Source organism: Sinomonas gamaensis (assembly GCF_005876955.1).
GTDB lineage: Bacteria > Actinomycetota > Actinomycetes > Actinomycetales > Micrococcaceae > Sinomonas > Sinomonas gamaensis.
In genome coordinates this window covers 293753-318699 of the sequence record NZ_SSCL01000004.1, presented here as the reverse complement: position 1 = coordinate 318699, position 24947 = coordinate 293753, and the positions used below count along the sequence as shown (strand labels likewise).

At 69.0% G+C, this 24947-nt stretch carries 26 protein-coding genes; 11 read left to right on the top strand and 15 right to left on the bottom strand.

Annotation, left to right across the window (positions count from 1 at the left end; genetic code table 11):
- The first annotated feature begins 42 nt into the window (after positions 1–42).
- A complete protein-coding gene (locus E5679_RS08330) occupies positions 43–786 on the top strand; it encodes a CPBP family intramembrane glutamic endopeptidase (RefSeq protein WP_138414648.1) in 744 nt (247 codons plus the stop codon).
- On the opposite strand, the gene E5679_RS08325 is transcribed toward E5679_RS08330, so the two are convergent.
- Positions 739–2307, bottom strand: coding sequence for an ATP-binding cassette domain-containing protein (locus tag E5679_RS08325; protein ID WP_138414646.1), 1569 nt, complete (start codon positions 2305–2307; stop codon positions 739–741). The two genes, E5679_RS08330 and E5679_RS08325, sit on opposite strands and share 48 nt — an antisense overlap.
- A 197-nt stretch (positions 2308–2504) precedes the next feature.
- Between E5679_RS08325 and E5679_RS08320 the strand changes: the two genes are divergently transcribed.
- The 4 genes from E5679_RS08320 to E5679_RS08305 are packed head-to-tail and all read left to right on the top strand — an operon-like array spanning position 2505 to position 6084.
- A complete protein-coding gene (locus E5679_RS08320; RefSeq protein ID WP_138414644.1) occupies positions 2505–2942 on the top strand; it encodes a VOC family protein in 438 nt (145 codons plus the stop codon).
- 54 nt (positions 2943–2996) lie between these two features.
- Positions 2997–3959: a 1,4-dihydroxy-2-naphthoyl-CoA synthase gene (locus E5679_RS08315; protein ID WP_171042292.1), complete on the top strand. Its 963-nt coding sequence runs from the start codon at positions 2997–2999 to the stop codon at positions 3957–3959.
- An 18-nt stretch (positions 3960–3977) separates the two neighbouring features.
- On the top strand, positions 3978–5174 hold the full coding sequence (locus E5679_RS08310) for an AMP-binding protein (protein WP_138414642.1): 1197 nt from the start codon (positions 3978–3980) through the stop codon (positions 5172–5174).
- A 31-nt stretch (positions 5175–5205) separates the two neighbouring features.
- Positions 5206–6084 (top strand): 1,4-dihydroxy-2-naphthoate polyprenyltransferase, encoded by an 879-nt coding sequence (locus E5679_RS08305; RefSeq protein ID WP_138414640.1) that lies wholly within the window; start codon positions 5206–5208, stop codon positions 6082–6084.
- 9 nt (positions 6085–6093) lie between these two features.
- Here the strand turns inward: E5679_RS08305 and E5679_RS08300 are convergent, their stop codons facing one another.
- Positions 6094–6396, bottom strand: coding sequence for a DUF4229 domain-containing protein (locus E5679_RS08300; RefSeq protein ID WP_138414638.1), 303 nt, complete (start codon positions 6394–6396; stop codon positions 6094–6096).
- Positions 6397–6421: 25 nt separating this feature from the next.
- On the opposite strand from E5679_RS08300, the gene E5679_RS08295 reads away from it, so the two are divergent.
- Positions 6422–6688, top strand: coding sequence for a PLD nuclease N-terminal domain-containing protein (locus tag E5679_RS08295; RefSeq protein WP_138414636.1), 267 nt, complete (start codon positions 6422–6424; stop codon positions 6686–6688).
- Between the two features lie 209 nt (positions 6689–6897).
- Here the strand turns inward: E5679_RS08295 and ccsB are convergent, their stop codons facing one another.
- From ccsB to E5679_RS08270, 5 genes are read right to left on the bottom strand one after another with little or no spacing between them, the layout of a single operon-like run.
- Entirely contained in the window at positions 6898–7947 is a 1050-nt protein-coding gene (gene ccsB, locus E5679_RS08290) for a c-type cytochrome biogenesis protein CcsB (protein WP_138414750.1), read from the bottom strand.
- Positions 7947–9620: a cytochrome c biogenesis protein ResB gene (gene resB / locus E5679_RS08285; RefSeq protein ID WP_138414634.1), complete on the bottom strand. Its 1674-nt coding sequence runs from the start codon at positions 9618–9620 to the stop codon at positions 7947–7949. Before resB ends, ccsB begins: the two co-directional genes overlap by 1 nt.
- Complete coding sequence (locus tag E5679_RS08280; protein WP_138414632.1) at positions 9620–10372, bottom strand: cytochrome c biogenesis CcdA family protein; 753 nt, start codon at positions 10370–10372, stop codon at positions 9620–9622. The genes resB and E5679_RS08280 overlap by 1 nt, the downstream gene beginning before the upstream one ends.
- A gap of 1 nt (position 10373) precedes the next feature.
- Entirely contained in the window at positions 10374–10988 is a 615-nt protein-coding gene (locus E5679_RS08275) for a TlpA family protein disulfide reductase (RefSeq protein ID WP_138414630.1), read from the bottom strand.
- Complete coding sequence (locus tag E5679_RS08270; protein ID WP_138414628.1) at positions 10989–11657, bottom strand: histidine phosphatase family protein; 669 nt, start codon at positions 11655–11657, stop codon at positions 10989–10991. It lies immediately after the preceding gene.
- Between the two features lie 215 nt (positions 11658–11872).
- Between E5679_RS08270 and E5679_RS08265 the strand changes: the two genes are divergently transcribed.
- The 3 genes from E5679_RS08265 to E5679_RS08255 all read left to right on the top strand — a co-directional run bounded on the left by E5679_RS08265 (position 11873) and on the right by E5679_RS08255 (position 14037).
- A complete protein-coding gene (locus tag E5679_RS08265) occupies positions 11873–12421 on the top strand; it encodes a YceI family protein (protein WP_138414626.1) in 549 nt (182 codons plus the stop codon).
- A 161-nt stretch (positions 12422–12582) separates the two neighbouring features.
- Positions 12583–13425, top strand: a complete 843-nt coding sequence (locus tag E5679_RS08260; RefSeq protein ID WP_138414624.1) for a hypothetical protein — start codon at positions 12583–12585, stop codon at positions 13423–13425.
- Positions 13426–13449: 24 nt separating this feature from the next.
- Positions 13450–14037, top strand: coding sequence for a hypothetical protein (locus tag E5679_RS08255; RefSeq protein WP_138414622.1), 588 nt, complete (start codon positions 13450–13452; stop codon positions 14035–14037).
- 12 nt (positions 14038–14049) lie between these two features.
- On the opposite strand, the gene E5679_RS08250 is transcribed toward E5679_RS08255, so the two are convergent.
- Complete coding sequence (locus tag E5679_RS08250) at positions 14050–14772, bottom strand: redox-sensing transcriptional repressor Rex (RefSeq protein ID WP_138414620.1); 723 nt, start codon at positions 14770–14772, stop codon at positions 14050–14052.
- A gap of 99 nt (positions 14773–14871) precedes the next feature.
- Positions 14872–15129 (bottom strand): glutaredoxin family protein, encoded by a 258-nt coding sequence (locus tag E5679_RS08245; RefSeq protein ID WP_420821065.1) that lies wholly within the window; start codon positions 15127–15129, stop codon positions 14872–14874.
- Between the two features lie 74 nt (positions 15130–15203).
- Here E5679_RS08245 and E5679_RS08240 point away from each other — a divergent pair, with 74 nt between their 5' ends.
- Positions 15204–16013: an HAD family hydrolase gene (locus E5679_RS08240; protein WP_138414618.1), complete on the top strand. Its 810-nt coding sequence runs from the start codon at positions 15204–15206 to the stop codon at positions 16011–16013.
- A 404-nt stretch (positions 16014–16417) separates the two neighbouring features.
- Here the strand turns inward: E5679_RS08240 and E5679_RS08235 are convergent, their stop codons facing one another.
- From E5679_RS08235 to E5679_RS08220, 4 genes are all read right to left on the bottom strand, one after another.
- A complete protein-coding gene (locus tag E5679_RS08235; RefSeq protein WP_003792170.1) occupies positions 16418–16516 on the bottom strand; it encodes a 30S ribosomal protein bS22 in 99 nt (32 codons plus the stop codon).
- Positions 16517–16636: 120 nt separating this feature from the next.
- A complete protein-coding gene (locus tag E5679_RS08230) occupies positions 16637–16849 on the bottom strand; it encodes a helix-turn-helix domain-containing protein (RefSeq protein WP_138414616.1) in 213 nt (70 codons plus the stop codon).
- A gap of 93 nt (positions 16850–16942) precedes the next feature.
- The gene (locus E5679_RS08225; RefSeq protein WP_138414614.1) at positions 16943–18058 is read right to left on the bottom strand and encodes a 3-deoxy-7-phosphoheptulonate synthase; all 1116 of its coding nucleotides are present in this window, start codon (positions 18056–18058) and stop codon (positions 16943–16945) included.
- A gap of 260 nt (positions 18059–18318) precedes the next feature.
- Positions 18319–19344, bottom strand: coding sequence for an acetylxylan esterase (locus tag E5679_RS08220; RefSeq protein ID WP_138414612.1), 1026 nt, complete (start codon positions 19342–19344; stop codon positions 18319–18321).
- A gap of 69 nt (positions 19345–19413) precedes the next feature.
- Here E5679_RS08220 and E5679_RS08215 point away from each other — a divergent pair, with 69 nt between their 5' ends.
- A complete protein-coding gene (locus E5679_RS08215) occupies positions 19414–20421 on the top strand; it encodes a LacI family DNA-binding transcriptional regulator (protein WP_138414610.1) in 1008 nt (335 codons plus the stop codon).
- A gap of 187 nt (positions 20422–20608) precedes the next feature.
- On the opposite strand, the gene E5679_RS08210 is transcribed toward E5679_RS08215, so the two are convergent.
- Positions 20609–21955, bottom strand: coding sequence for a Gfo/Idh/MocA family protein (locus E5679_RS08210; protein WP_138414608.1), 1347 nt, complete (start codon positions 21953–21955; stop codon positions 20609–20611).
- 169 nt (positions 21956–22124) lie between these two features.
- On the bottom strand, positions 22125–24803 hold the full coding sequence (locus tag E5679_RS08205) for a trehalase-like domain-containing protein (protein ID WP_138414606.1): 2679 nt from the start codon (positions 24801–24803) through the stop codon (positions 22125–22127).
- Between the last annotated feature and the right edge of the window lie 144 nt (positions 24804–24947).

Below are 24947 nucleotides of genomic sequence, written 5' to 3'. Positions count from 1 at the left end.
CCCTTCCGCTCGTTCCACCCGCAAATGCGCACTGTCGACTCAATGCCCCACGCTCCCGGGCGCCGGCCCGGTGATCCCGCCCCCGGCCGACGTTTCGGTCGGTTCACGGGAACGGACACGCTCGCCGTCGTCCTCTATGTCCTGCTCCCGCTCGCGGCGATCCTGCTCCCGTTAGACCGTCTGGCCTGGCTCCACGCGAACCCACTCGCCGGGGCCTATCTGCTGAATCTCGCCGTGTACGGAGCGGTGTTCATCGTCGCGGCAATCGCCGCCAGAGCCTACTTCGCACGCGATGTGCGGATCCTCGGAACGCGGCCCTGGTTCACCATCGGGATCCTGCCGCTCCTGCTCATCGCGATGCTCGTGGTCACGGCCATCCTCGTCGCGCTCTCGGGCGGGATCCAGGTGTCGCAGAACCAGGAGAGCATCGAGGGCCTTGCTCGCGGCGTCCCGTGGTGGCTCACGGCACCGCTGCTCGTGGTCCTGGGGCCGTTCGTCGAGGAGTTCATCTTCCGCCACCTCATGATCGGCAAGCTGAGCCTCTACGTGAACAAGTGGTTCTGCTATGCCCTCTCGGTGATCCTGTTCGCCTCGCTGCACCTCCTCAGCAGCGACGCCTTCACGCTGCAGGCCCTCGCCCCGTATGTGGGGCTCGGCGGCGTCCTCGTCTTCGCCTATGCGTGGACCGGCAACAACCTTGCGTTCAGCGTGTCCCTGCACGCCCTGAAGAACCTGCTCTCAGTGGTGCTGCTGTACACGCTCGACCTCTCCTCGCTCCAGCCGTAGCTCGTCCCCGCCAATCCCGGAGAACCAGCGCAGCAGCGCAGTGTCGTGACTCGTGACCACGAGGGTTCCCCGATAGCGCTCGAGCGCTTCCTCGAGTTCCCCTACGAGCAGCGGGGCGAGGTGATTGCTCGGCTCGTCGAGCAGGAGCACGTCCGGCGTCCCCGACAGCAGCCGCGCGAGCGCGAGCCGGCGGTACTGTCCCGCCGAAAGTGACCCGACCGGGACGAAGAAGTCCCCCACGCGGAACAGTCCCAGATGCAGGAGCCGCTCCGCATGCTCGTCGAGGTCGCCGGGGAGGCCGCACGCGTAAGCCGCAAGCAGGCGGGCGTGCGGGTCCTTCGGCGCCGCGAGCTCCTGTGGGAGGAGGCCGACGACGGCGGCCCTGGGCTCGCCGTCGTCCTCGCCTCCGGGCGCACTCACCTTGGCGACGCCCTCGAAGGGCACTCGCCCGGCGAGGACTCCGAGCAGGGTCGTCTTGCCGGCCCCGTTCGGACCGGTGACGGCGAGCCGCCCGCCCGGCGGCACGTCGAGGTCCACCGCGCGGAGCCGGCCCGGCACCGAGGCTCCGCGAAGGCTGACGCCCGCGCCGCCGTCGGCCTCGAAGGCCACGGCAAGGTGAAGCGGCCTCGGCGGCGGCATGACCGGCGCGGCCTCGAGCCGGCGCAGCCGCTCCCGCGCGGACCGGGTCTGGCTCTCGACCGCCGCGCTCACACGCTGGCCGAAGTAGTTGAACCCCGACTTGTCCTTGTCCGTCATCCGCCCGTACGCGACGCGGCCAGCGACGGCGGCCGCCTTCTCGCGCTCGCGGTCCTTCGCAGCGACCCACTCGAGGTACGCCCGCTCCCATTCCCGCCGCTCGCGGGCCTTCGCGGCGCGGTACCCCGCGTACCCGTCGCCGTAGCGGCGCACGCTCTGCCGGTCGGCGTCGACCTCGAGGATCACGCGGGCGAAGCGCCCGAGGAAATCGCGGTCATGCGAAACGGCCACGACGATCCCGGGCCGCGACGCGAGCTCGGCCTCGAGCCAGGCGACTGCGTCGGCGTCGAGATGGTTCGTGGGCTCGTCGAGGAGCAGGACCGGCGCCGGGTCCGCGAGCGCGAGGGCCAGGGCCACGCGCTCGGCCTCGCCGCCCGAGTACATTGCCAGGGGACGGTCTGCGGAACCGCGCACGAGATGCCCGACGCGCAGCCGCTCGAGAGCGATCTCGGCGCGGACGCGCGCGTCGTCGCCCTCGTCGTCGAGGCTCAGGGCCTCGAGGAGGCCTTCGATGGTCGCGCTGCCCTCAGGGGTCTGGGCGAGCCGGGACGTTCGGCCGTGGACGCCGACCTTGCCCGCGTCCGGGATCTCCTGGCCTGCGAGAAGGCGTAGGAGTGTGGACTTTCCGGCGCCGTTCTCGCCGACCACGGCGATCCGCTCGCCGTCGCCGATGACGAGGTTGACGCGGTCGAGGAGGAGGCGGTCTCCGTAGCCGTGGGAGACGTCGGTCAAGGTGATGTGGGGGTGGAAAGGGTGCGCGTGCATGGTGGCCTCGCTTCGGCAGCTCGCGGGCAGACTCCTGCCCAGGCGGAGTGGGAGTGGGAAGCGATCAGCGGACCATGTGGTCAAGGGTGCCGGGAGCCGGAGGTGCGTGTCAAGGTGCTCCGATCCTTGCGGTGCTGCGGAACGAGGCTGTCCGCTTGTCCCTTCCCGCTGGGGCCGCTCCCGCCTAGCGTTGACCCATGGCATACAGGATTCAGGTTGTCGTGGATTCGCAGAACCCGCACGCTCAGGCGGATTGGTGGGCCGAGACGCTCGGCTGGGCGGTGGAACCGAGCGACGAGGACTTCATCCGCCGCATGATCGCCGAGGGCTACGCGACGGAAGAGGAGACGACGACGTGGAATGGCACGCTCGTGTGGGCCACCGCCGCGGCGATCGCCCCCGAGGACGAGCTCGGCCGCAAGGACCGGCGCCGCATCCTGTTCCAGACGGTGCCGGAGGCGAAGTCGGTCAAGAACCGCGTGCACTGGGACGTCCGGCTCGACGGGGATGACAAGGACGTCGTCCGTGCCAAGCTCGAGGCGCGCGGCGCGACGTTCCTGTGGGAGGCGGCCGAGGGACCGCATTCCTGGTACACGATGGCCGACCCGGAGGGGAACGAGTTCTGCATTTCATGAGCGCTGCCCTGGACGGCGACGGAGGGGTCGCACCCCGAGACTAGACTTTCAGGCGTGACCTCCTCCCCCGCACCCGTTCTGCCCGAGAAAGTCTCCGACGTCTTCGACCCGAACCGCTGGCGTGCCGTCGAGGGCTTCGGGTTCGAGGACATCACGTACCACCGGCAGGTGGAGAGGGACGCCGACGGCGCGGTCGTGCGGGATCTCCCTGCCGTCCGCATCGCGTTCGACCGCCCCGAGGTCCGCAACGCGTTCCGCCCCGGCACCGTGGACGAGCTCTACCGGGCACTCGACCACGCCCGCATGACACCCGACGTCGCAACGGTGCTCCTCACAGGCAATGGCCCCTCGCCCAAGGACGGCGGCCACGCGTTCTGCTCCGGCGGGGACCAGCGGATCCGCGGGCGCGAGGGGTACAAGTACGCCTCTGGAGACACCGCCGAAACCATTGATCCCGCACGGGCCGGCCGGCTCCACATCCTCGAGGTCCAGCGGCTCATCCGCACCATGCCCAAGGTGGTCATCGCCGTCGTCAACGGGTGGGCCGCGGGCGGCGGCCACTCGCTGCACGTCGTGGCAGACCTCACGATCGCCTCGCGCGAGCACGGACGGTTCAAGCAGACCGACGCAACGGTGGGCTCGTTCGACGCCGGCTACGGCTCTGTGCTCCTGGCCCGCCAGATCGGCCAGAAGCGTGCGCGCGAGATCTTCTTCCTGGCCCGCGAGTACACGGCCGAGGACATGGTGGCCATGGGGGCGGTCAACGAGGCCGTCGACCATGCGCGGCTCGAGGAGGTCGCGCTCGAGTACGCCGAGGACATCGCCCGCCAGTCCCCCCAGGCCATCCGCATGCTCAAGTTCGCGTTCAACTTGGCCGACGACGGCCTCGCCGGGCAGCAGGTCTTCGCCGGCGAGGCGACCCGCCTCGCCTACATGACCGACGAGGCCGTCGAGGGCCGCGACGCGTTCCTCCAGAAGCGCGACCCCGACTGGTCCCCGTTCCCGTACTACTACTGAGCTGCTGAGGAACCCCGCATGAGTCTGGATCCCGTCCTCAAGGCCCTCGCCGCAGCCCTCGCCGGCGAAGGTCCCGCCGTCGAGTTCGGCCCGAGCGGCAGCGGGCCGCAGCAAGGCTCGTGGCGGCTCTGGCGTCCGACGACGGCGGTCGCCGCCCTGCCTCCGGGCACGGCCGTCGTCGTGCGTACCTCGGGGTCCACCGGGATTCCGAAGGCGACGGCGCTCACGGTGGACGCGCTCGCGGCCTCATCGATGAGCACCGCCTTCAATCTCCGCGGCGAAGGGCAATGGCTCCTCGCGCTCCCGCTCGACTACGTAGCGGGCGTCCAGGTCCTGGTCCGGTCCCTCTACGCGGGCACGCGGCCGGTCGAAATGGACCTCACAGACGGCTTCACCCCCGAGCGCTTTGCGGAAGCCGCCGAGGAGATGACCGATCCGTTCCGGCTCACCTCGCTCGTCCCGACCCAGCTGCGCAGGCTGCTCGAGGACCCGTCACCGCGGCTCGCGAAGGTCCTGCGGCGCTTCGACGCGGTCCTCATCGGGGGCGCGCCCATTCCGCCGGGCCTCCTGGACCGGGCCGCCGAGGCCGGGGTCAAGGTCGTGACCACGTACGGCTCCGCCGAAACCTGCGGCGGCTGCGTGTACAACGGCTTCCCGCTCGAAGGGGTGTCGGTGCGCATCGCCGAGGACGGGCGGATCCACCTCGGGGGCCCCGTGGTCGCCGCGGGATACGTCGGCGACTCCGAGCGCACGGCCCAGCACTTCCTCGAGGAGGACGGCGTGCGCTGGTACGTCACGTCCGACATCGGTGAGTTCGACGGCGAAGGGAGGCTTCGTGTCTTGGGCCGGACCGACGACGTCGTGGTCACCGGCGGCGTCAAAGCGTCCACCGCGAAGGTTGCTGCCCAACTCGAGGCGATCGACGGCGTGCGCGAGGCCTTCGTATCCGGCGTGCGCGACGCCGAGTGGGGGCAGGCGCTCGCTGCCGCCGTCGTCCTCAACGGCCCCGGCGACGTGAGCACTCCCGCCGGGCGCGAAATCGCTCTCACCACGGTGCGGGCCTCCGCCGTCGACCGCCTCGGCAAGCTCGCCCCCAAGACCTGGCTCATCCTCGAGACGCTGCCGCTGCTTCCCAACGGGAAGCCCGACCGGCAGATGCTCGGCGAGGCCCTCGCGCGGGCACACGCCGCCGGCCGCCGCCCGCAGACGACCTAGTCCATCCATCACCCACCCGCAGGAAAACCTCTTGGCATCTCTCGCACAGTGGGTTCAGGGCGCCCGGCCCCGGACCCTGCCCATGGCCGTTGCGCCCGTGATCGTCGGCACCGCCGCCGCTTATGGGCTCGGCAGCTTCAAGCCGCTCAACGCCGTCCTCGCCGCCCTGGTCTCGGTCATGCTGCAGGTCGGCGTGAACTACGCGAACGACTACTCCGACGGGATCCGCGGGACCGACGACAACCGCGTTGGCCCCTTCCGCCTCGTCGGCGGCGGCGCGGCCACCCCCCGTGCGGTCAAGCGGGCAGCGTTCCTCTCCTTCGGCGTCGCAGCACTGTTCGGACTCGTGCTTGTGGCGCTCTCGGGAACGTGGTGGCTCATCCTCGTCGGCGTGCTCTGCGTGCTCGCAGCCTGGGGCTACACCGGCGGCAAGCGGCCCTACGGGTACCTCGGCCTCGGGGACGTGTTCGTGTTCGTGTTCTTCGGCCTCGTGGCCACGCTGGGGACGACGTACACCCAAGCCCTCGCGCTCAGCGCGCCGGCCTGGGCCGGGGCCGTCGCGACCGGGCTCATCGCGGTTGCGCTGCTCATGGCCAACAACGTCCGCGATATCCCGACCGACCGCGTCGCCGGCAAGCGCACTCTTGCGGTGCGGCTCGGGGATCGCGCCGCCCGGGCTTCGTACCCGGCGATGCTCGCCGTCGCGGTCGTCGCGGCCCTGCTGCTCACGCCGGCGAACCCGTGGATGCTGCTCGTGCTCGTGCTGGTGCCGGCCGCGGTGGTGCCGTCACGCATCATGCTGTCCGGGGCCGGCGGGCCCGCGCTCATTCCAGTGCTCCAGCAGACCGGGTTCCTCAACCTCGGGTTCGCGGTGCTGTTCGCGATCGCCGAGGTGTTGGGGCGGCGGTAGGGCGCCGGTTCAGGAAGCCTCGGGGCGCTGCTCGTCGTCGTCCTCGCGGCGCCGGGCCTCGTCGATCGCGTCCTCGGCCTCGGCGTCCTCCTCCTCACGCGAGGTGCGCACCTTCTTCCGGCCGCCGAACACATCGCCGACTTCGGTCGCCGCCGCGTTCCGCTGGCGGCCCAAGAAGAGGAAGCTGACCGCGAAGCCGATGATCACGGCGTACACGGCCGAAAGCACTCCCCCGATCCCGAGCAGCAGGAAGATGACGAACGGCACCACGAAGAGTGCAGCTCGGACGAGGGAATATTTGAGAAACGCCACTAGCCAAGTTTACTAAAATAGGCTCATGGCCCGCCTTCTGCCCGTTATCGCCATTCTGGCCGCATGGCTGTACGCGATGGTTGACTGCGCGATGGCCGACCGCTCGGCCGTCCGCGGCGGACTGTCCAAGACGGCCTGGTTCTTCATCACCGTTCTGCCCGCCGTCGGCACGGCACTGTGGTTCATCTTCGGGCGCCCGCGGCGCTCCGCTCCGCCGTCATCCGGCGCCGGCCCTCGGGGGCGGCGCCCGATGGCACCGGACGACGACCCCGATTTCCTCCACGGGCTCTGACTTCTTCACCGTTGCGCCGTCACGTCCGCAGGGTCGTGGGTGCCCGGGCCCTCCTGCCTTCGTCCCCAGCTTCAGGCTTCAACCCACGGCGAGTCTCCCGAACGCGCCGGCGAGTCCCGCCGTCGTCGTCCTCAAAGCTGGGGACGACGGCGGCACACCCTGCAAAGCTGACGGCGCAACCGGTGGCCCCTATGCCAAAGGCCGGGCCCCTAGGTCGGGAGCCCCGCGTACGAGTGCAGGCCCGAGAAGTAGACGTTCACAACCGTGAAGTTGACGATCACGCACGCGTACCCCACGATGGACAGCCACGCCGCGCGCGTACCTGTCCAGCCGCGCGTCGCGCGGGCGTGGAGGTACGCCGCGTACACGACCCAGATCACGAAGCTCCACACTTCCTTCGGGTCCCAGCCCCAGAAGCGGCCCCACGCCTTCTCGGCCCAGATCGAGCCGAACATGACGGTAAGGGTCCAGCCGACGAACGCGATCGTGTTGATCCGGTAGCTGAGCGTCTCGAGCGTCAGCGCGCTGGGGACGAGCCGCAGGAAGCCCCCGCGGTCCTCGCCGCCTGCCGCGATCTTCGCCTCGCGCCGCGACTGGATGAGCTGGAGGACGCCCATCGAGAACGTGAGCGTGAAGAGGGCCGAGGAGAGCACGGCGATCGACACGTGGATCACCAGCCAGTAGCTCTGCAGCGCGGGCACGAGGTGCCCGACCGGGGTCCAGAAGGCTACCGCGGCGGCCACCATCATGACGACCGCGAGGCCCAGCACGAACGTGCCGAGGAAGCGCAGATCGCGCTTGATGAGGGTGATGAGGAAGACGGCTACCACGAGGAACGCACCGGTCGTGCAGAACTCGTACATGTTGCCCCAGGGCACGCGGCCCGCTGCGACGCCTCGCGTGACCACGCCCGCGGCGTGGATCAGGAGGCCCAGGATGCTGAGCGCCACGCCCACGCGGGCGGCGGCCCGGCGCGTGGTGTAGGCGAGGCTGGAGTCGGCCACCTCGGAGACCCTTGCAGCGCGCGAGGTCGCGGAGTGCGAGGAGGACGACGGCGGAACCCGGCTGCCGCCGTCGTCCGCACCTGCCATCGCAGGGACTTTCTGCTTCTCCGCCAGGAGGGAGGCGTCGCGCTGGGCGGTCTTGCCGCTCGTCGCCATGTCCCATGCGAAGGCGAGGAACGCGACGACGTACGTTCCGGCGGCGAGCAGCATGAAGAGCTCGCTGTACTCGCCGAGCGTCTGGTTGATGGGGAGCATCACGAGCCCTTCCCTGAGGTTGACTGTGTCCTATTCTCCGCCTCGAGCCCCCAGACCTTCGAAAGGGCGGAATGGATGGCCCTGCCCTCCGCAGCGAGACCGTGGTCCTCGCCGCGGGCCAGGAGCCCGTATTCGATCATGGTGCGGCCGTCCTCGTGGTCGCCGAACCGCAGCCAGAGGCGCCGGCGCGGGACGAAGAGCGAGGCGATGAGGCCGGCCAGCGAGAACACCCCGAAGCCAAGTGCCCACACCTGACCGGGGTTGTGGTGGATGTCCAGCGCCACATACCGCTTGAGCCCGTCGAAGCTGATGGAGCCTTGACCGTTCGGCAGGGTGTAGGTCTGCCCGGCGTCGAGCACGATGCCGCCCGCGGGCTTGTCCCGGCCATTGACCTGGGTGAGCTTGGAGACGTCCAGTGCGAAGACGTTCTGCGGCGCGCCCTTGTCGAGGCCGAGGTCCCCCACGTAGGAGTTGAGGTTGAGCTCGGGGTTGAGAGGGTCCGGGTCGGCACTGTAGGCCACTCCGCTGGAATCCTTGACCGACGCCGGGAGGAAGAATCCGACGAAGCCGAGCTGGGCCGGCTTCGCGTCGGGGGCCTTGATGACCAGAGTCGAGGTGTAGACCGAGTCCGTGGGGAGCGAGGGGATCGGACCTTGGAACGCGATCTTGCCGTCGCCTCCGCGGACCGTGACGACGGGCGCGTAGCCGTTGCCCACGAGGTAGACACTCGTCCCACCGACGTTGACCGGGTCGTTGACTTTGAGCGTCTGCTGCTTCGCCTCCGACCCCGGGGAGTCCTTCGTGGTGAGCGACGCCGTGAAGTCGAGCGGCTGGCCGAAGTGACCGGGCGACTCCCGGTCGTAGCGGACGTCGAACTTGTCGAGCTGGATCGAGTACGGCTGGAGCCAGGACGACTGGAAGTCGGTGCCCGGGTTGAACTGGTCGTAGCCCACGAGGGTGTTGACGAATGTCTCCCCCTCCACAAGGGTGCGCTGGCCGCTGTAGCCGAAGAGCCCTCCGATCGCGACCGAGACGAGCACGCCCACCAGCCCGCTGTGGAAGCACAGATTTCCGAGCTCGCGCAGGTAGCCTCGCTCGGCCCCGATCGAGGCGAGCGCGGCCTTCTCGCCTCCCGGACGCAAGTCAACGCGGTAGCCGCGCTTCTTGAGGACGCCGGCGGCCTGCTTCGACGCCTCCTCGGCGCCGAGCCCCTCCTCAGCAGGGACCACGAGCGTGCCGTAGACCGGCAGCCGCGAGAGACGCGCCGGCGTGCGGGGCGGCTTCGAGCGCCAGGCCTTCCAGTGCGCGATGGCCCGCGGTATGACGCAGCCGATCAGGGAGATGAACAGCAGGAGGTAGATCGCCGAGAACCAGACGGACGAATAGACGTCGAACATCTGGAGCTTGTCGAGGATCGGCCCGTAGTCCGGATGGTCCTTGAGGTATTGAGTGACGGCGGCCGGGTCGACCGGGCGCTGTTTGAACAGCGAGCCGGGCACGGCTGCGACGGCGAGCAGGAGGAGCAGGAAGAGCGCGGTCTTCATGCTCGTCAGCTGCGTCCAGGCCCAGCGCAGCATGCCGAGGAAGCCGAGGACGGGGAGGGCGACGTCGTTCCGCGTCCGCTGCTTCTTGGGCTTCTTGGGCGTCTTCGAGTTCTGGGTCTTCAGGCTCATCAGATGGGCGGCCTCACGGTTCCGATCCACAGCTGCAGCTGCGAAATCCAATGGCTCCAGACGCCCGAGACGATGAGCACGCCGATGAGGATCAGCATGCCCCCGCCGAAGGCCTGCAGAGCCCTGCGGTGCTTCTTGAAGAATTTGAGCGCGCCCATGCCACGTCGGAACGCAAGAGCGATCAGGAGGAACGGCACGCCCAGCCCGAGGCAGTAGACAAAGGTCAAGAACGCGCCCTTGTACGCGCTCGGGCCGTCCGTGAAGGCCAGCAGCTGGACCGAGGCGAGGGTCGGGCCGATGCACGGAACCCAGCCGAGGCCGAACGTCACCCCGAGCAGAGGCGCACCCCAGAGGCCGGCGGGCGGCTTCGCGTGGACGCGCGCCTCGCGCTGGAAGATCCCCAGGCCGCCCATGAACACGATGCCCATGAGGACGACGACGATCCCCAGCACGCGCGTCAGCCACACCTGCGACGTGGCGAGCCACGAGCCGAGCTGGCCGAACACCGCCCCGGTCGCCACGAACACGACCGTGAAGCCGAGCACGAACAGCCCGATTCCCGCCACCATGCGGCCGCGCTTCTGCTTCTCGAGGTCCACGCCCGTCAGGCCTGTGACATAGCCGAGGTATCCAGGGACGAGCGGAAGGACGCACGGCGAGACGAAGGAGACGACGCCCGCAAGGAGCGCCACGGGCACCGCCAGGAGGAGGGAGCCGTTCAGAACGGCATCGCTGAAGCTGTTCCCGCCCACGCTACTCGGCCGCCGCGGATTGGATGAGCGCCTTGAGGGTGCCCTTGTCGAGCTCCCCGAGGATGCGTGCGGAGACCCGCCCCTGTTTGTCCAGGACGAGGGTCGTGGGGACGGCGCCGGGCGGCACCATCCCGGACACGGCGAGCAGGACTTTGCCATCCTGGTCATTGAAGCTCGGGTACGTGATGCCGAAGTTCTGCTCGAACGCCTGCGCCGTGCCCTGTTCGTCCCTGAGGTTCACGCCATAGAAGCCCACGCCCTGGGAGGCGAACTCGTCGTGCAGGGCCTTGAGGCTCGGGGCCTCGACCCGACATGGAGCGCAGGCAGCGAACCAGAAGTTCAGGACCGTCACGTGCCCCGCGAAGCTCGCCGAGTCGACCTTCGTGCCGTCGTACAAGGTGCCGGTGAACGCGACCGGGGGCTTGCGCTGGTCCTTCGCGTACTCGGTGACCGAGCCATCGCCGGCGACGTAGTTCTTGTTGTCCCCCGCACGGGCCTGGGCGGCGAGGGGATCGTTGGAGGCGCAGCCGGCTAAGACCGCGGCGGCCACGGCTGCCGCAGGGAGGCCCGCGGCGAGCGAGAGGAAGCGACGACGGGTGGGGTCAGAGCTGGCCATTCACGCCCCCGGGGTTGTCGCCGCGCCCGGCAGGAGGGCGGCGGCGGGCTCGGCGTAGCGGAGCGAGACGACCGTGCCGCTCGCGGCGTCGACGGTGAGGCTCGTGACGGAGGCGAGAGTGCATTCGCGCATCCGCGGGTCGTGCCACAGGGCGCGATTCTGGACCTTGAGCCGGGTCACCCAGATGGGGAGCTGGTGGCCCACCAGAATTGCCTGGGCCCCGTCCCCGCCGCGGTCGACGGCGGTCCTCGCCGCATCGGCCACGGCAGCCAGGACTCGGGTCGCCTGCGCTTGATAAGGCTCGCCCCATGACGGGACGAACGGGTTGACCAGGTAACGCCAGTGGCGCGGCTTCGCGAGCTCGGCCCGGCTCACGCGCAGACCCTCGAAGACGTTCTCGGCCTCGATGATGCGCGGCTCGGTCTCGACCTCGAGGCCGAGGGCGGCCGCGGTCGGGGCCGCTGTCTCCTGTGCCCGCGTCAGAGGTGAGGCCGCGAGATAGACGAACCGGGCGCCGTCGTCCGCCTTCTGTGAGAAGTATTCGGCGACGCACTCCGCCATCTTGCGGCCCCGCTCGGAGAGGTGGAACTCCGGGAGCCGGCCGTACAGCACACCGGCCGGATTGTGGACCTCGCCGTGGCGCAGCAGATGGACGGTGGAAGAGGGCATGACATCCAGTTTCTCAAATGGGAGAGGCTGCGGGGAAATCGTCGGGCAGCAGCGGAACGTCCCCGGATTCCTTTCATTCTACGAGCAGTAGAACTACAGGTCATTCCCGAGAGTTCCCTGTGAAGTCAGACACAGGGGGTAGCGGAACATGCATTTGCATGGATAGCATGGAGGCATTGGTTGACGCATCAACGATTACCCCCAAGGAGATCACCATGACCGTTCCCTCCGGCATCACCCCCGGCATCTGGACCCTCGACATCGCCCACAGCGACATCGCCTTCACCGTCCGCCACGCTGGCATCAGCAAGGTCCGCGGACGCTTCACCGAAGCCGCCGCGACCGTGAACGTGGGCCACAGCCTCGCCGAGACCAAGGTCGAAGCCGCCGTGAAGACCGCCTCGTTCGACTCCGGCGACGCGAACCGCGACGGCCACGTCAAGGGCGCGGACTTCTTCGACGTCGAGGAGTACCCGGAGATGACCTTCGTCTCCACCGCGATCGAGCACAACGGCGAGTCCTACGACGTAACGGGCAACCTCACGATCAAGGGCGTCACCCAGCAGATCACCATCGAGACCGAGTTCAACGGCGTGGCTGTCGATCCGTTCGGCGTGACCCGTGCCGGCATCTCCGGCGAGACCACCATCTCCCGCAAGGAATTCGGACTCACCTGGAACGCGGTCCTCGAGACCGGCGGCGTCCTCGTGAGCGACAAGGTGGTCATCTCGCTCGACCTCGCGTTCACCGCTCCCCAGGCCTGATCTCTCGACCTGGCAGCACCTTCGCAGTGCTCTCGCAGCGCCGATCCGGAAATCCCGGATCGGCGCTGTTGTTTTTTCCTCTCGAATGTCGGTACCTCCCGGTAATGTGAGCAGTGCGGGGACGGATGCTGGCCGTCCACAGGCCGACTGGAGGACGAGCCATGAGCACCTCATCACCACAGCCCGATCAGCCGCGCGACGACGAGGAACGTTCTGGCTCCGCCCAACCGCCCGGACCGCCGGAGCCCAAGCAGCCGAGGCCGGCACCGCGCTACGGGGAGTACGCCCCGGGACAGCAGCCGCAGCATGGCCAGCCTCCGCAGTACGGGCAGCAGCCCCAGTACGGGCAGCAGCCCCACTACGGACAGGCACCGCAGTACGGGCAGTACGGGCAGCAGCCGCAGTATGGCCAGCCTCCGCAGTATGGCCAGCCTCCGCAGTATGGCCAGCAGCAGTATGGTCAGCCAGCACAGCAATACGGCCAGCCCGCAGGGTATTGGGCGCCCCCGCAAGAGGCTCAGCGCAAGGCCGTCACGGTGGCGTTCTGGCTGATCATCGCCACGGCGATCGTCGAGGTGCTCATGGGGATCTTCGGGCTCGCGGTCAACATGAACAATCTCTCGGCGTTCCGCACCATCTACAACGAGCAGACTGCCGGACAGCCCACGCAGATCAGCTTCGAGGAGTTCCGCAACGTCCTGGTGACCGTCCTGTGGGCGGCCTTCGTCGGCGCCATCATCAATGCCGCGATCCTGGTGGTCAGCGCGATCTTCCTGCAGCGCGGACGCCGATGGGCCCGCACCCTTGGCACTGTCTTCTTGGCCCTGACGATCTTCAGCTTCGTGGTGTCCGGGCTGTTCGCCCTGATCACCATCGGCCTCGCAGTCGCGTCGATCGTGCTGCTGTTCCGACCCGGCGTCACGGCCTACCTCAACGCCCACAACACTTTCGCCAATCCGTATGCCGGGCCTCCGCGGTCGTTCGGGAACCCGTACGGGCAGTAGCAGCTTCAGAAGGGGGAAACGCACATGACTGAAAACTACTCTGGCCCGTGGCCGAGCCAAGTGCCGACCGGGACGTTCCCCGGCATGCCCCAGACGGGGTTCCAGAGGCCCCGGACTGTCACTGCTGCATTCTGGTGCCTCGTCGCCTCGGCCGTGCTCCCGCTGATCCTCGTGCCGTACCAGATCCAGGTGTTCACGGACACATTCACCGCGGTCATGGCGGAGTACACCGTCCAGTCCAGGCGGCCGATTCCGCCCGGGCTGCTCGACCAGATCATGAACATCGCCGTCCCCTCGTTCTGGGTCGGCGCACTCCTGGCCGCTGCCGTCGGGGTCCTCATGGCGTTGGGCATCCGCGCCGGCCGCAACTGGGTGCGCATCCTGCAGACGGTGTTCGCCGCCTTGAGCCTTCTCAGCGTCCTCCTCGGCGCCGTGCTCATCCTCGGTCTCGGCACCCAGATGGTGGGCGAGCTCGCCCGGTCGTTCCCGGTCTACATCGTGAGCGCCGCGACGACCACGGCGTACATCGTGGCCACCGTGCTGGAGTGGCTTCCGCCGTCGAACGCGTACTTCTCGCTGGCGAAAGCCGCGCGGGGCGGCTATGTTCGCTGATCCCCGCGGAGGCTAGTCCGCCGTCGTGCCCTCCGCGGGTTCGCCGTGCTCGTCCTCACCGGAATGGCCGCCCGCCTCGCCGCGCTGGGCGTGGTAGGCGAGGATCTGCAGCTCAGTCGCCATGTCCACCTTCCGGAGGGTGACCCCGCGCGGCACCTGGAGAATGGTCGGCGCGAAGCTCAGGATGCTGCGCACTCCTGCCGCGACCACCCGGTCGCACGCCTCCTGAGCCACCGAGCCGGGCAGTGCCAGGACGGCCATGTTCGCCTTCGTGCGCCGGAAGATCGCCTCGAGGTTGGCGGCGTCCGTGACGCGCAGCCAGCCGACCTCGTTCCCGATCACCTGAGGGTCCGTGTCCAGCAGCGCGACCACCTCGAACCCCCGCGTCTCGAAACCGCCGTAGCGGGCCAGGGCGCGGCCGAGGTTGCCCGCCCCGACAATCGCGACCCGCCAGTCGCGGGTGAGGCCCAACGCGGCCGAAAGGTGCTGGAGCAGGTTCTCCACTTCGTAGCCAACGCCCCGTGTCCCGTAGGAGCCCAGCTGAGAAAGGTCCTTGCGGAGCGTGGCGGAACTCACGCCGGACGCCTCCGCCAATTCATCGGACGAGACCCTCTCCACTCCCTCGGCCACAAAGCCGTTGAGCGCTCGGAGGTAGATCGTCAGGCGGGCGACGACGGCACTCGGCAGGCGCTTGGCGGCGGGCTCGGCGTCGGGCATCTTCGCGTGAGACGTCATCGCCGCGTTCCTCCCGCATCTGCCGTTGTTCGCCCGCGTGTCCGGGTCCGATTCACTCTAGAACTGGCCTGCCCGCCCGCCAAAACGGCCTCGCGCCGCTCAGCCGCGTGCCGCTGCCTCGACCGTCCGCCGCAGACGAGCCTCGTCGATCTTCCAGAAGTCCCGCTGGACGCCATCGACCAGTACGACGGGCACTTCCTCGGCGAAGCGCTCGGCGAGATCAGCGTCGTCGTCAATCAGCTGCTCAGCCCACTCCAGGCCAAGCGATTCGGCAACACGGCCCACGGTTTCGCGGGCCGCTTCGCAGAGATGGCAGTCGCGGCGGGTCAGCAGAACGATCTCGGGGGCATGCACCATTCCACGGTAGCGCGGGGCGGTGGCCCACCAGGACCGGCGCGGAACGATCTGCACCGAGTGATTAGACTCGGACCATGCCTGCCGAGAAGTTCGCGTCTGCCCCGGCGCGCCCAGCCCCGCAGGCCCGGCCCGCCGAAGCGGCGTTCTTCGACGTGGACAACACCCTCATGCGCGGCGCCAGCATCTTCCACGTGGGCCGCAAGATGTACGAGCGGAAGGCCTTCACCCTGCGCGACGCCGCGGGCTTCGCGTGGAAGCAGTTCACCTTCCTCCTCCGCGGCGAGAAGCTTGAGGACGTTCATTCGATTCAGGCGTCGGCCCTTGCCCTCGCGGCCGGCATCCGCGCCGAGGACGTCGCGACCGTGGGCTACGAGGTCTACGACGAGATGATCGAGTCCCGGATCTGGCCCGGCGCGAAGGCACTTGCCGAGCAGCATCTGCGAGTGGGTCGACGCGTGTGGCTCGTGACGGCGACGCCGATCGAGATCGCCTCCGTGATCGCCGAGCGGCTGGGGCTCACAGGAGCCCTGGGGACCGTGGGCGAGATTGAGAACGGCGCATACACCGGCCGGCTTGTGGGCGAGATCCTGCACGGCAAGGCCAAGGCCGAGGCGGCGGCGGACCTCGCCGAGCGCGAGGGCCTGGACCTCAAGAGGTGTTGGGCCTACTCGGACTCGCACAACGACATCCCGCTGCTGAGCCTCGTGGGCCATCCCGTGGCGATCAACCCTGACGTCCGGCTGCGTCGGCACGCGAACGCGCACAACTGGCCCATCTACGACTTCCGGGCCGGTCGACGCGCCGCGACGCTCGGCCTCAAGCTCGCCACCGTCGGCGGAGCGATCTACGGCCTTTGGCGCAGCTACACGCGCTTCCGCCGCTAACCCCCATCCCCGTCTCGGGTACGCCAACTCACCCCCCAAATCCGTCTCGGGTACGCCAACTCACCTGGCCCCAAATCCGTACCGGGTACGCCAACTCACCCCCAAATCCGTCTCGGGTGCACCAACTCGCCTGGGTCAGGGCATGTCTTAGGGGATCGTGCACAGTAGCCGTACCCGAAACGGCTGAGGGCCTCAGTCGGTGCACCCGAAACGGCTGAGGGCATCAGTCGGTGCACCCGAAACGGCTGAGGGCCGCAGTTGGTGCACCCGAAACGGCTGAGGGCGTCAGTAGCCGTACCCGAAACGGCTGAAGGCGGCGGTTGGTGTACCCGAAACGGCAGTGAGGCCCGCCCCAACGATCGGGGACGGGCCTCACTTCACCTGCCTCTTCTGAGGCGTCGCGCTTACTTCTTGTTGCGGCGCTGGTGACGAGTCTTGCGAAGCAGCTTACGGTGCTTCTTCTTGGCCATGCGCTTGCGGCGCTTCTTGATAACTGATCCCACAGAAGATCCTTACAGTAGTTGGAGTCCCGGGCCGCTGGCCGGGGCGCCCAGAGGCCGCTGCAACCAACTGCTGGTGACGTGACGTAAAACGTTCCTGAACAGAATACAGCACGCGGGACGTCACGCTGTTTCGGAGTGCCCCTCGACGGCAGCGCGGCGAACATACTCCTCGACCGCAGCCTCGGGCACGCGATACGAACGCCCGAAGCGCACGGCGGGCATCTCGCCCGAATGCACGAGCCGGTACACCGTCATCTTGGAGACCCGCATGACCGCCGCAACTTCGGCGACCGTGAGGAAGCGAGTGTTTGCGAACTCCCCAGATCCAGCCATCTTCAGTTCCTCGCTCGCCGTTGTGCCCTCACTTGCGCATTGCTTTTACTGTAGTTGCTGGAGGGACTCTTGTGAAAGTGGCATTTTCCGAGGTCAGGCGGCGATCCTCCGGCTCCGCACGGCAGCGGCGAGGTGGCCGAGCACGTCCTCCGTGACGGCCCAGTCCATGCACGCATCCGTGACGGATTGGCCGTACACCAGCTGGCCCTTGCCCGCAGCGTGCGCTGCGACGTCGAGGGCCTGCGCCCCGCCAAGCAGGAAGCTCTCGAGCATGACGCCGGCAATCGCTCCCGAGGACGCGCCACCGGACGCGATGTTGGCGCCCAGTTCGAGGGCGACTTCGGCTTGGCGGTGGTGGTTCTTGCCGCTATTCGCGTGGCTCGCGTCGACAACGAGGCGCGGATTCAGGCCCTTGCCGGCGAGGGTGGCTGAAGCGGCGGTGACGGAAGCGGCGTCGTAGTTCGGTCCAGCCCCGCCGCCGCGGAGCACAAGGTGGGTGTCCGCGTTGCCGGAGGTCGCGACGAGGGCGGCGCGGCCGTCGTCGTCAATCCCCAGGAAGGCCTGCGAGGCCGAAGCTGCACCGCAGGCGTCGATCGCGACCTGGAGGCCGCCGTCGGTCCCGTTCTTGAAGCCGACCGGCATCGAGAGGCCCGAGACGAGCTGGCGGTGGATCTGGCTCTCCGCGGTGCGTGCGCCGATCGCGCCCCAGGCAATCGCGTCGGCTGTGTACTGCGGAGAGATGGGCTCGAGGAACTCGGTGGCGGTCGGCAGCCCGAGGCCCAGGACGTCAAGCAGCACGCGGCGGGCGACGCGGAGGCCGGTGGCGATGTCGTGCGAGCCGTCGAGGTGCGGGTCGTTGATGAGGCCCTTCCAGCCCACGGTGGTGCGCGGCTTCTCGAAGTAGGTGCGCATGACCACGAGCAGATCCTCGCGGTGCTCGCGGGCGACGACGGCGAGTCGCCTGGCGTAGTCGAGGCCCGCCTCGGGATCGTGGATGGAGCAGGGGCCGACGATGACGAGCAGGCGGTCGTCGACGCCGTCGAGCACGGCGCGGACCTCGTCGCGGCTGCGGGCGATGGTGGCCTCGGCGTCGGCGGTGAGCGGGAGCTCGGCGAGGAGCTCGCGCGGGGTCGGCAGCGGGGCGAACTCGGCGACGCGGGCATTGCGGAGCGCGGGAGCTGCTTGGGCTGCGAGGGCTTGCGGGTTCATCGGTTCCTGTCTCTCTCCGACAGACCCCGCGTTCAGAGCCTGCCTGGAATGGCGAAGGGCAGGGACCGAGTCCCTGCCCTGTCGGCTCTGAAGGTTGGTATGCGCGTATCTACGCTTGGCCCTCCAGAGCCAACGCAAAATACGCATACCAACGCTTGATCATGCGAGCACCTTACGGGATCCGCAGCCGTCGCGCCAACCCTGCGGAGGTGACGGCGCAACATTCAGGCGAGAAGCACCACACAGGCGAGAAGCACCATTCAGGGCAGGAGCTTCCGCATCCACGCGAGCTGCCGCGCCACGTGGTGCTCTCCCCCGCCCTCGTGGTTGTTGAACGGGTACTCCTCGATGGACTTCTCGACGGGCACCGGGGAGGACTCGCCGTAGTTGTTGTACGTGGCGTACACGGTCGACGGCGGGCACGTGGTGTCGCGGAGGGCCACCGAGAAGTACGCCGGGACGCGCGCGGCGCGGGCGAGGTTGACGACGTCGAAATACGGCAGTGTGGCGAAGGCGGCCTCGACTTCGCCGCGGTGCCGCTTGAGGTAGTTCTCGAGCTCGGGGTACGGGCCGGTCGTGGCGACGTCGAGGGCTCGGGAGTAGTCCGCGAGGAAGTTGACGTCGGGCAGGCAGGCGATGACGCCGTCGACCCTTCCCGCGGCGAGCCCCGCAGCGGCGACGGAGAGCGCGCCGCCCTGCGAGACGCCCTGGACCACGACGCGCGAGGCGTCCACCCTCGGATGCGCCTGCACAGCCTCGATCGCGCGGAGCGCGTCAGTGAACAGGCGGCGGAAGTAATAGGTGCGCCGGTCGAGGATGCCCCGAGTCATGAGCCCCGGGAAGCTCACTCCCCCGGCGCTCGGGTGCGGATCCGGCGTCTCGCCGAGCTGCCCGCCATACCCCTGGCCGCGCGAGTCCATAACGAGCATCGCGTACCCCGCCTGGGCCCAGATCGTGTTCTGATGCGGGAGGCCGCGTCCGCCGGAGTAGCCGAGGTAATGCACGACGGCGGGAAGCGCCTCGAGTTGCCCACCCGCCGCCGCGCTGGGCTGGGCCGCGGGCAGGTGGAGCCAGGCCTTGATCGGGTCGCCGCCGTAGCCGGCAAAGGTGACGTCATAGGTCTCGATGAGGGGCAGGTGAGTCTCCACCCGATCGAAGCGCGGGCTGAGAGGATGGCTGCGGGCCTCGTCGATGGTTTCCGACCAGAAGGCGTCGAGGTCGGCCGGCAGTGGGCTGCTTCCGCGGTACGCACGCAGTTCGGCGAGTGGGAGGTCGATGGCTGGCATAGCATGGAAGTCTAGTCGGGAAAGCGATTTCTGACCCGTCATCCCGGTGACTTTGACGAGGAGGTCCTCATGGCCCGGATGAGCACGAGACCCGCCCAGCGGGTCACGATCGCGCACGTCGCCGAGGAGGCGGGCGTCTCGCGCGCCACGGTCTCGCGCGTGATGAACGGCCTCGCCACGGTAGACCCGGAGATCGGCCAACGCGTGAGGGACGCCGCGGCAAAGCTCAACTACATGCCGAGCACCGTGGCGCGGAGCCTCGCGATCGGGCGCACGCAGACGGTCGCGATCGTGGTGCCTGACCTCGCCAATCCCATGTTCCAGGAGACCCTCCGGGGCCTCACGCGCGCAGCGGCCAAGGAGGGCTACCGGGTGCTGGTGGCCGACTCGATCGAGAACCCCGACGAAGAGGTGATCCTGGCCCGGGAGGCCCGGCGCCGCTGCGACGCGCTGGTCCTCGTCTCGCCGCGCATGGATCCGAGCGCCCTCGGCAGCCTTCTGCCCGAGCTTGCGCCGGTGGTGCTCGTCAACCGCGAGAGTCCCGTGGACGGCGTCCCGAGCCTCGCCGTGGACTACGGGGCGGGCGTGCGGCGGATCGTCGGCGAGCTGCAGCGGCTCGGCCACGAGCGGATCGCGTACCTCACGGGGCCTGAGAGCTCCTACGGCAATCGGGCGCGCCTCGCGGCGCTCGAGCAGCTGGGCGCGGACGGGCCCGAGGTCTCAAGGATCCCCTGCGGTGCGATGTTCGAGGACGGCTACCGAGTCCGCGACGACGTCCTCGCCTCGGGCGCGACCGCCGCGGTGTGCTACAACGACCTCGTGGCGCTGGGACTCCTCGGCGCGCTCCACGAAGCCGGCGTCGCCGTTCCCGAGCGGCTCTCCGTGACGGGATTCGACGGCATCCCGTTCTCGCGCTTCTCCTCCCCCGCGCTGACGACCGCCTCGGTCCCCCAGACGCAGCTCGGGGAGCAGGCCTGGGCGCGGCTGTGGGACCTGCTCAACGCACGGGAGCCCGAGCACGACCTCACCGTCACGCCGCGCCTCGAGGTTCGGGCGAGCATCGGGCCGGCACGCTGAAGGCGCTCGCCGATCTCACCAGATTCTCCGCCGGACTCCCCATCATTCAGCGAGAACGGCGAAGGCCAGCCTTGAAATCTCGGGCGACCTCCGCCGTCGTCGTTCTCTCAAGGCCGTGAAAACTGGTGAAGTTGGCGAAGAAGTTGGGGACTTCGGAGATGCTCAGACAGCTCCGGGACGGCAATCCTCAGGCATCGTCGAGCGGGACGCCGAAGTCGGCGAGCCGGACTGCCTGGCCCGTGCGCAGGGACTCGTTCGCGCCGACGCCGACGAGGACGCTCCGGATCCCGTCGATGTAGCCGGCCTGCCGACTTAGCGGATCGCTAGCCGGCCCGCGGAAGACGTCAGAGAGCAGCATCGCGTCGCCGCCGCCATGCCCGCCCGTGCCTTCGGGGATCGGGACCTCGTGGGCCGGCTCCCACAGGCGCTGGAGGATGATCCGCTGGCCCTCGGGCCGCACGTTCTCGTCCGGGCGCTCGGAGTCCTCGGCGACGGACGGGTCGAGCGTGTGCTTGTCCGGGGACACCGAGCCGCGCTCGACGACCTCGATCTCCACGCGGCCCTCGGTGCCGTTGAACGCGACGCGGTACCCCTCCCACGGGGAGTGCGCCACCAGCGTGTACGCCATCGAGGCGCCGCCGCGGTAGCCGACCACGAGGCTCAGGTTGTCCTCGATGTCGATGCCCTCGGTGAAGACGTCGCGGTCGCGGAGGTAGCCGTCGTCCGCCTCGGCCTCGAGGTAGAGGCCGCGCAGCTTCGGGTCGGCCTCAAGGTCCAGATTGAAGGGGTCGTTGCGGTTCGGGTTGTCGCGGCTCAGCTCGGGGCGCTCGCCGAGGCCGCGCTCGGCGGCGTTCTGGGCGCCGTAGAAGCGGAGGCCGCCCTGGGCGTAGACGGTTTCGGGGACGTCGCCGAGCCACCAGTTGACGAGGTCGAAGTGGTGCGTCGACTTGTGGACCAGGAGGCCGCCGGAGTTGGCCTTGTTGCGGTGCCAGCGGCGGAAGTAGTCGGCACCGTGGACCGTGTCGAGGCACCACTCGAAGTGCACCGATGTGACCTTGCCGATCTTGCCCGACTGGATGATGTCCTTGAGGACCGAGTTGCGCGGCGAATAGCGGTAGTTGAAGGTGACGACGAGGTTGGCACCCGACTGCTCCTTGACACGCCGCGCCGAACGGACGATGTCCGCGATGCCCTGGACTGACGTCGTCATGGGCTTCTCGCAGATCACGTCGACGCCGCGGTCCAAGGCCGCGGTCACATAGTGGGCGTGGGTGTAGTCCGGCGTTGTGACGATGAGCGCGTCCGGGCGCTCGACGTCGAACATCTCGCCAAGGCGCTCGGGGCTGTAGTGGCGCGTCGGCTGAGCGTCGGGACGACGGGCGGCGATGCGCGCGTCGTGGTACGACATCCGGTGCTCGTTGGTATCCACGAATGCGACGAGGGAGCCGAGGTCTGCGTGCGGGCCGAGCAGGGCATCGACGTACATTTCCGCCCGCGAGCCGGTTCCGGCGAGGGCGTACTTCTTGGGGGCCATTGGTCCAGGACTCCTCGTAGGCTGCGGAGACTGAGTAACCGGTTTCTGGTCAACCGTACTTCACCGTCACGCCTCTGCCAAAGATATACGGGAAAGCGCCTGCCCGCCCCTCCCCTCCGCTCCCCATCGATTGCTCCATAACTGTCGTTATGAGCGGTGAAAACGACAGTTATGGAGCAGTCGATTCAGGACGGCGCTTCTCGTCCAGAAGCCGGGCGCACCGGATGAAGCCCAGATGCGAGTACGCCTGCGGGTGATTCCCGAGATGCGTCTCGGTCGAGGGATCGTACTCCTCGGGCAGCAGTCCCGTGGGGCCCATGAGCGCGACGAGTCGTGCAAACAGATCCTCGGCATCGTCACGCCGCCCCACCGCGAGGTAGGCCTCGATGAGCCACGCCGTGCACAGGTGGAACCCGCCCTCCAAGCCCGGCAGGCCGTCGTCGTACATGTACCTGAAGACGGTGGGCCCCACCCGCAGCTCCCGCTCGACCGCGGCGACGGTCGCGAGGAAGCGCGGGTCGAGCGGGTCGACGAGCCCAGACAGCCCGACGTGGAGCACGGCGGCGTCCAAATCGGGGCTGCCGTAGGCGACCGTGAACGCCTGGGCCTCGTCGTGCCAGCCTTGGGCGAGCACCTCGGAGCGGACGACGGCGGCGAGCGGCTCCCAGCCGTCGTCGGCCTCGCGTCCGTGGCGGCGGGCGGCGCGGAGGGCCCGGTCGAGCGTGACCCAGCACATCGTCTTCGAGTAGACGTGGTGGCGCGGCGCGCGCCTGGCTTCCCAGATGCCGTGGTCGGGCTCGTGCCACCGGGCCGCCACGGCGAAGGCCATCTGCCGCAGCAGTTCCCAGTGCTCATCGGGCAGGTGCCCCGTGCGCTCCGAGAGGGCGTCGATGAGCTGCGCGACCGGACCGAACACATCGAGCTGCACCTGATGGTCCGCGGCGTTGCCGATCCGCACGGGCCGCGAGCCCGCGTAGCCCGGAAGATGCTCGATCGAGGCCTCGGTGGAGAGCGGCGCCCCCGTGACCGAGTAGAGCGGGTGGAGCCATTCGGGGCCCGAAGCGGTCGTGAGGATGCGGCCGAGCCATGCGAGGAAACCGTTCGCCTCGTCCGTGGAGCCGAGCTCCACGAGCGCAAGGACGCTCAGGGACGCGTCCCGCAGCCAGCAGTACCGGTAATCCCAATTCCGCGTCCCGCCGATGCCCTCGGGAAGGGACGTCGTGGGCGCCGCGAGGACCGCGCCGGTGGGCTCGTGGACCAGATGCCGCAGCGTGAGCGCCGACCGGACGACCAAGGACGGCTTGACCGCCGGGATGTCGAGGCGCCGCACCCAGCCCCGCGCGCCCTCCGCAACGGCCGCCCGCCGCTGCGGTTCGCCTGAAGGATCCGGCTCGAACGGCTCCGGATCCCCGCATCGCAGCGTCAGGACAACAGGGCCCCGCGAGAGATCCACCTGCCCGGTCGCAGTGGCGTGACGCCCGTCGCTCGCGACGACGAAGCGAACCCCCGGAGCGTGCAGCGCGATCGGCTCCGATGTCCCGACAACGTGGAGCGACTCGCCCCGCTCCTCGATCGCGCAGGGTGCGCCGGCGTAATCAGGGCGCGGGGCGAACACGATGCGGGCCACGCCCTTCCCCGTGAGCACGCGCACGAGCTGGGTGATGCCCTCGGGCGATGGCTCGAGGTAGTCGAGCACGTCCATGTCCGCCCAACGGGTCTCGACGATCATCGTGTTGTCGAGGTACCGCTGGCCCAGGAGCCGCGTCCCAGCGACGGGACTCACGGAGAAGTGGCCGGCCGGTTCGCCGCCGAGGACGTGCGCGAACAGAGAACCCGAGTCGGGGAGCGGGTGGGTCATCCAGCAGATCTTGCCGTCCGGGGTGACGAGCGCCGTCGAGCTCCCATCCCCGAGCATGGAGTGCCGCTCGAGGGCCACGGCCTCCTCGCCGAAGAGCCAGGCGCGCCGCAGCTCGAAGAGGACCGCCAGCACCCGAGCGAAAGCCTCCGGATCGCGCAGCCGGTGCTTCGCCGTCGTCGAGCGCGGCCCGATGTGCAGCCCGAGGTCGGGGCCCCGCAGGGTGGCGAGCGCGTCCTCGTCGCTCGAAGCGTCCCCGGCGTAGAGCGCGGCGCTCACCCCGAGCTGCGACCGGAGTCGGTCCAGAGCGGCGCCCTTCGCAGGCGGCAGCACCGAGAGGTCGACGACGGTGCCGTCCTCCACGAAGAACAGGCCGTAGGCGGCGGCGATTTCGCGGGCGACGGCGGTCGCCGCTTCTGCGGCGTCAGGGTCGGCGTCGCGTCGGTGGACGGCGAAAGCGGAGGGCTTGCGCTCGAAGGCGAGCCCGCGGTCCGCGACGAGGCGTTCGGACTGCGGCTCGCCGAGCCGTGCCGTGAGGCGCTCGACGAGGTCGTTCCCCGCGAGCTGGAGCACGCTCTCCGTGGCGTGCGACGTGCTGTACGCGAACGCCATGTCGAACTCGTGGCCGTGGGAGCCGACGAGGTGGATCTCTGCCGGGAGGCGCGACATCGCCGCGAGATCGCGGAGGGAACGCCCTGAGATGACCGCTGCATGCGTGTTGGGGAGCGCTGCGAGCGCGCGGAGGGCGACGGCGGCGCTGCCCAGCGGGAGCGTCTCCGTGGTTTGGCCGTCCACGGAGGTGAGCGTGCCGCCGTAGTTGCACGCAACGAGGAGCGACGGCTCCCGCGCGATGAGCTTGAGCTCGGCCATGAGATGGGGTCCGAGTCCGTCGCCATCGTCTTCTACCTGCAGGTAGGGACGCAAGAGCCCCAGCGGGAGGGATCGGCCCAAGAGCGCCGAGTCCGCCACTGTGCGATTGAGGGGTGTTGCCATGTATGCCTCCGCTCCTCCCCCGATCCTGCGCTCCAGTGTGGGAGAGCACCGTTTCGTGGCGAGGGCGCGCGTGTTGCGGGGGCGTAAAAGGCCTCCTGATCGCTACGCGGTTCTTAGAGGCCAGGTCCGGGCACAATCGTGGTC

What these genes read in the sequence shown, in the direction of transcription:
- E5679_RS08330 (WP_138414648.1), top strand. Translation starts at nt 43, where the DNA reads ATGCCCCACGCTCCCGGGCGCCGGCCCGGTGATCCCGCCCCCGGCCGA.
- E5679_RS08325 (WP_138414646.1), bottom strand. Translation starts at nt 2,307, where the DNA reads ATGCACGCGCACCCTTTCCACCCCCACATCACCTTGACCGACGTCTCC.
- E5679_RS08320 (WP_138414644.1), top strand. Translation starts at nt 2,505, where the DNA reads ATGGCATACAGGATTCAGGTTGTCGTGGATTCGCAGAACCCGCACGCT.
- E5679_RS08310 (WP_138414642.1), top strand. Translation starts at nt 3,978, where the DNA reads ATGAGTCTGGATCCCGTCCTCAAGGCCCTCGCCGCAGCCCTCGCCGGC.
- E5679_RS08295 (WP_138414636.1), top strand. Translation starts at nt 6,422, where the DNA reads ATGGCCCGCCTTCTGCCCGTTATCGCCATTCTGGCCGCATGGCTGTAC.
- ccsB (WP_138414750.1), bottom strand. Translation starts at nt 7,947, where the DNA reads ATGCTCCCCATCAACCAGACGCTCGGCGAGTACAGCGAGCTCTTCATG.
- resB (WP_138414634.1), bottom strand. Translation starts at nt 9,620, where the DNA reads ATGAGCCTGAAGACCCAGAACTCGAAGACGCCCAAGAAGCCCAAGAAG.
- E5679_RS08275 (WP_138414630.1), bottom strand. Translation starts at nt 10,988, where the DNA reads ATGGCCAGCTCTGACCCCACCCGTCGTCGCTTCCTCTCGCTCGCCGCG.
- E5679_RS08270 (WP_138414628.1), bottom strand. Translation starts at nt 11,657, where the DNA reads ATGCCCTCTTCCACCGTCCATCTGCTGCGCCACGGCGAGGTCCACAAT.
- E5679_RS08265 (WP_138414626.1), top strand. Translation starts at nt 11,873, where the DNA reads ATGACCGTTCCCTCCGGCATCACCCCCGGCATCTGGACCCTCGACATC.
- E5679_RS08260 (WP_138414624.1), top strand. Translation starts at nt 12,583, where the DNA reads ATGAGCACCTCATCACCACAGCCCGATCAGCCGCGCGACGACGAGGAA.
- E5679_RS08255 (WP_138414622.1), top strand. Translation starts at nt 13,450, where the DNA reads ATGACTGAAAACTACTCTGGCCCGTGGCCGAGCCAAGTGCCGACCGGG.
- E5679_RS08250 (WP_138414620.1), bottom strand. Translation starts at nt 14,772, where the DNA reads ATGACGTCTCACGCGAAGATGCCCGACGCCGAGCCCGCCGCCAAGCGC.
- E5679_RS08245 (WP_420821065.1), bottom strand. Translation starts at nt 15,129, where the DNA reads ATGGTGCATGCCCCCGAGATCGTTCTGCTGACCCGCCGCGACTGCCAT.
- E5679_RS08240 (WP_138414618.1), top strand. Translation starts at nt 15,204, where the DNA reads ATGCCTGCCGAGAAGTTCGCGTCTGCCCCGGCGCGCCCAGCCCCGCAG.
- E5679_RS08230 (WP_138414616.1), bottom strand. Translation starts at nt 16,849, where the DNA reads ATGGCTGGATCTGGGGAGTTCGCAAACACTCGCTTCCTCACGGTCGCC.
- E5679_RS08225 (WP_138414614.1), bottom strand. Translation starts at nt 18,058, where the DNA reads ATGAACCCGCAAGCCCTCGCAGCCCAAGCAGCTCCCGCGCTCCGCAAT.
- E5679_RS08220 (WP_138414612.1), bottom strand. Translation starts at nt 19,344, where the DNA reads ATGCCAGCCATCGACCTCCCACTCGCCGAACTGCGTGCGTACCGCGGA.
- E5679_RS08215 (WP_138414610.1), top strand. Translation starts at nt 19,414, where the DNA reads ATGGCCCGGATGAGCACGAGACCCGCCCAGCGGGTCACGATCGCGCAC.
- E5679_RS08210 (WP_138414608.1), bottom strand. Translation starts at nt 21,955, where the DNA reads ATGGCCCCCAAGAAGTACGCCCTCGCCGGAACCGGCTCGCGGGCGGAA.
- E5679_RS08205 (WP_138414606.1), bottom strand. Translation starts at nt 24,803, where the DNA reads ATGGCAACACCCCTCAATCGCACAGTGGCGGACTCGGCGCTCTTGGGC.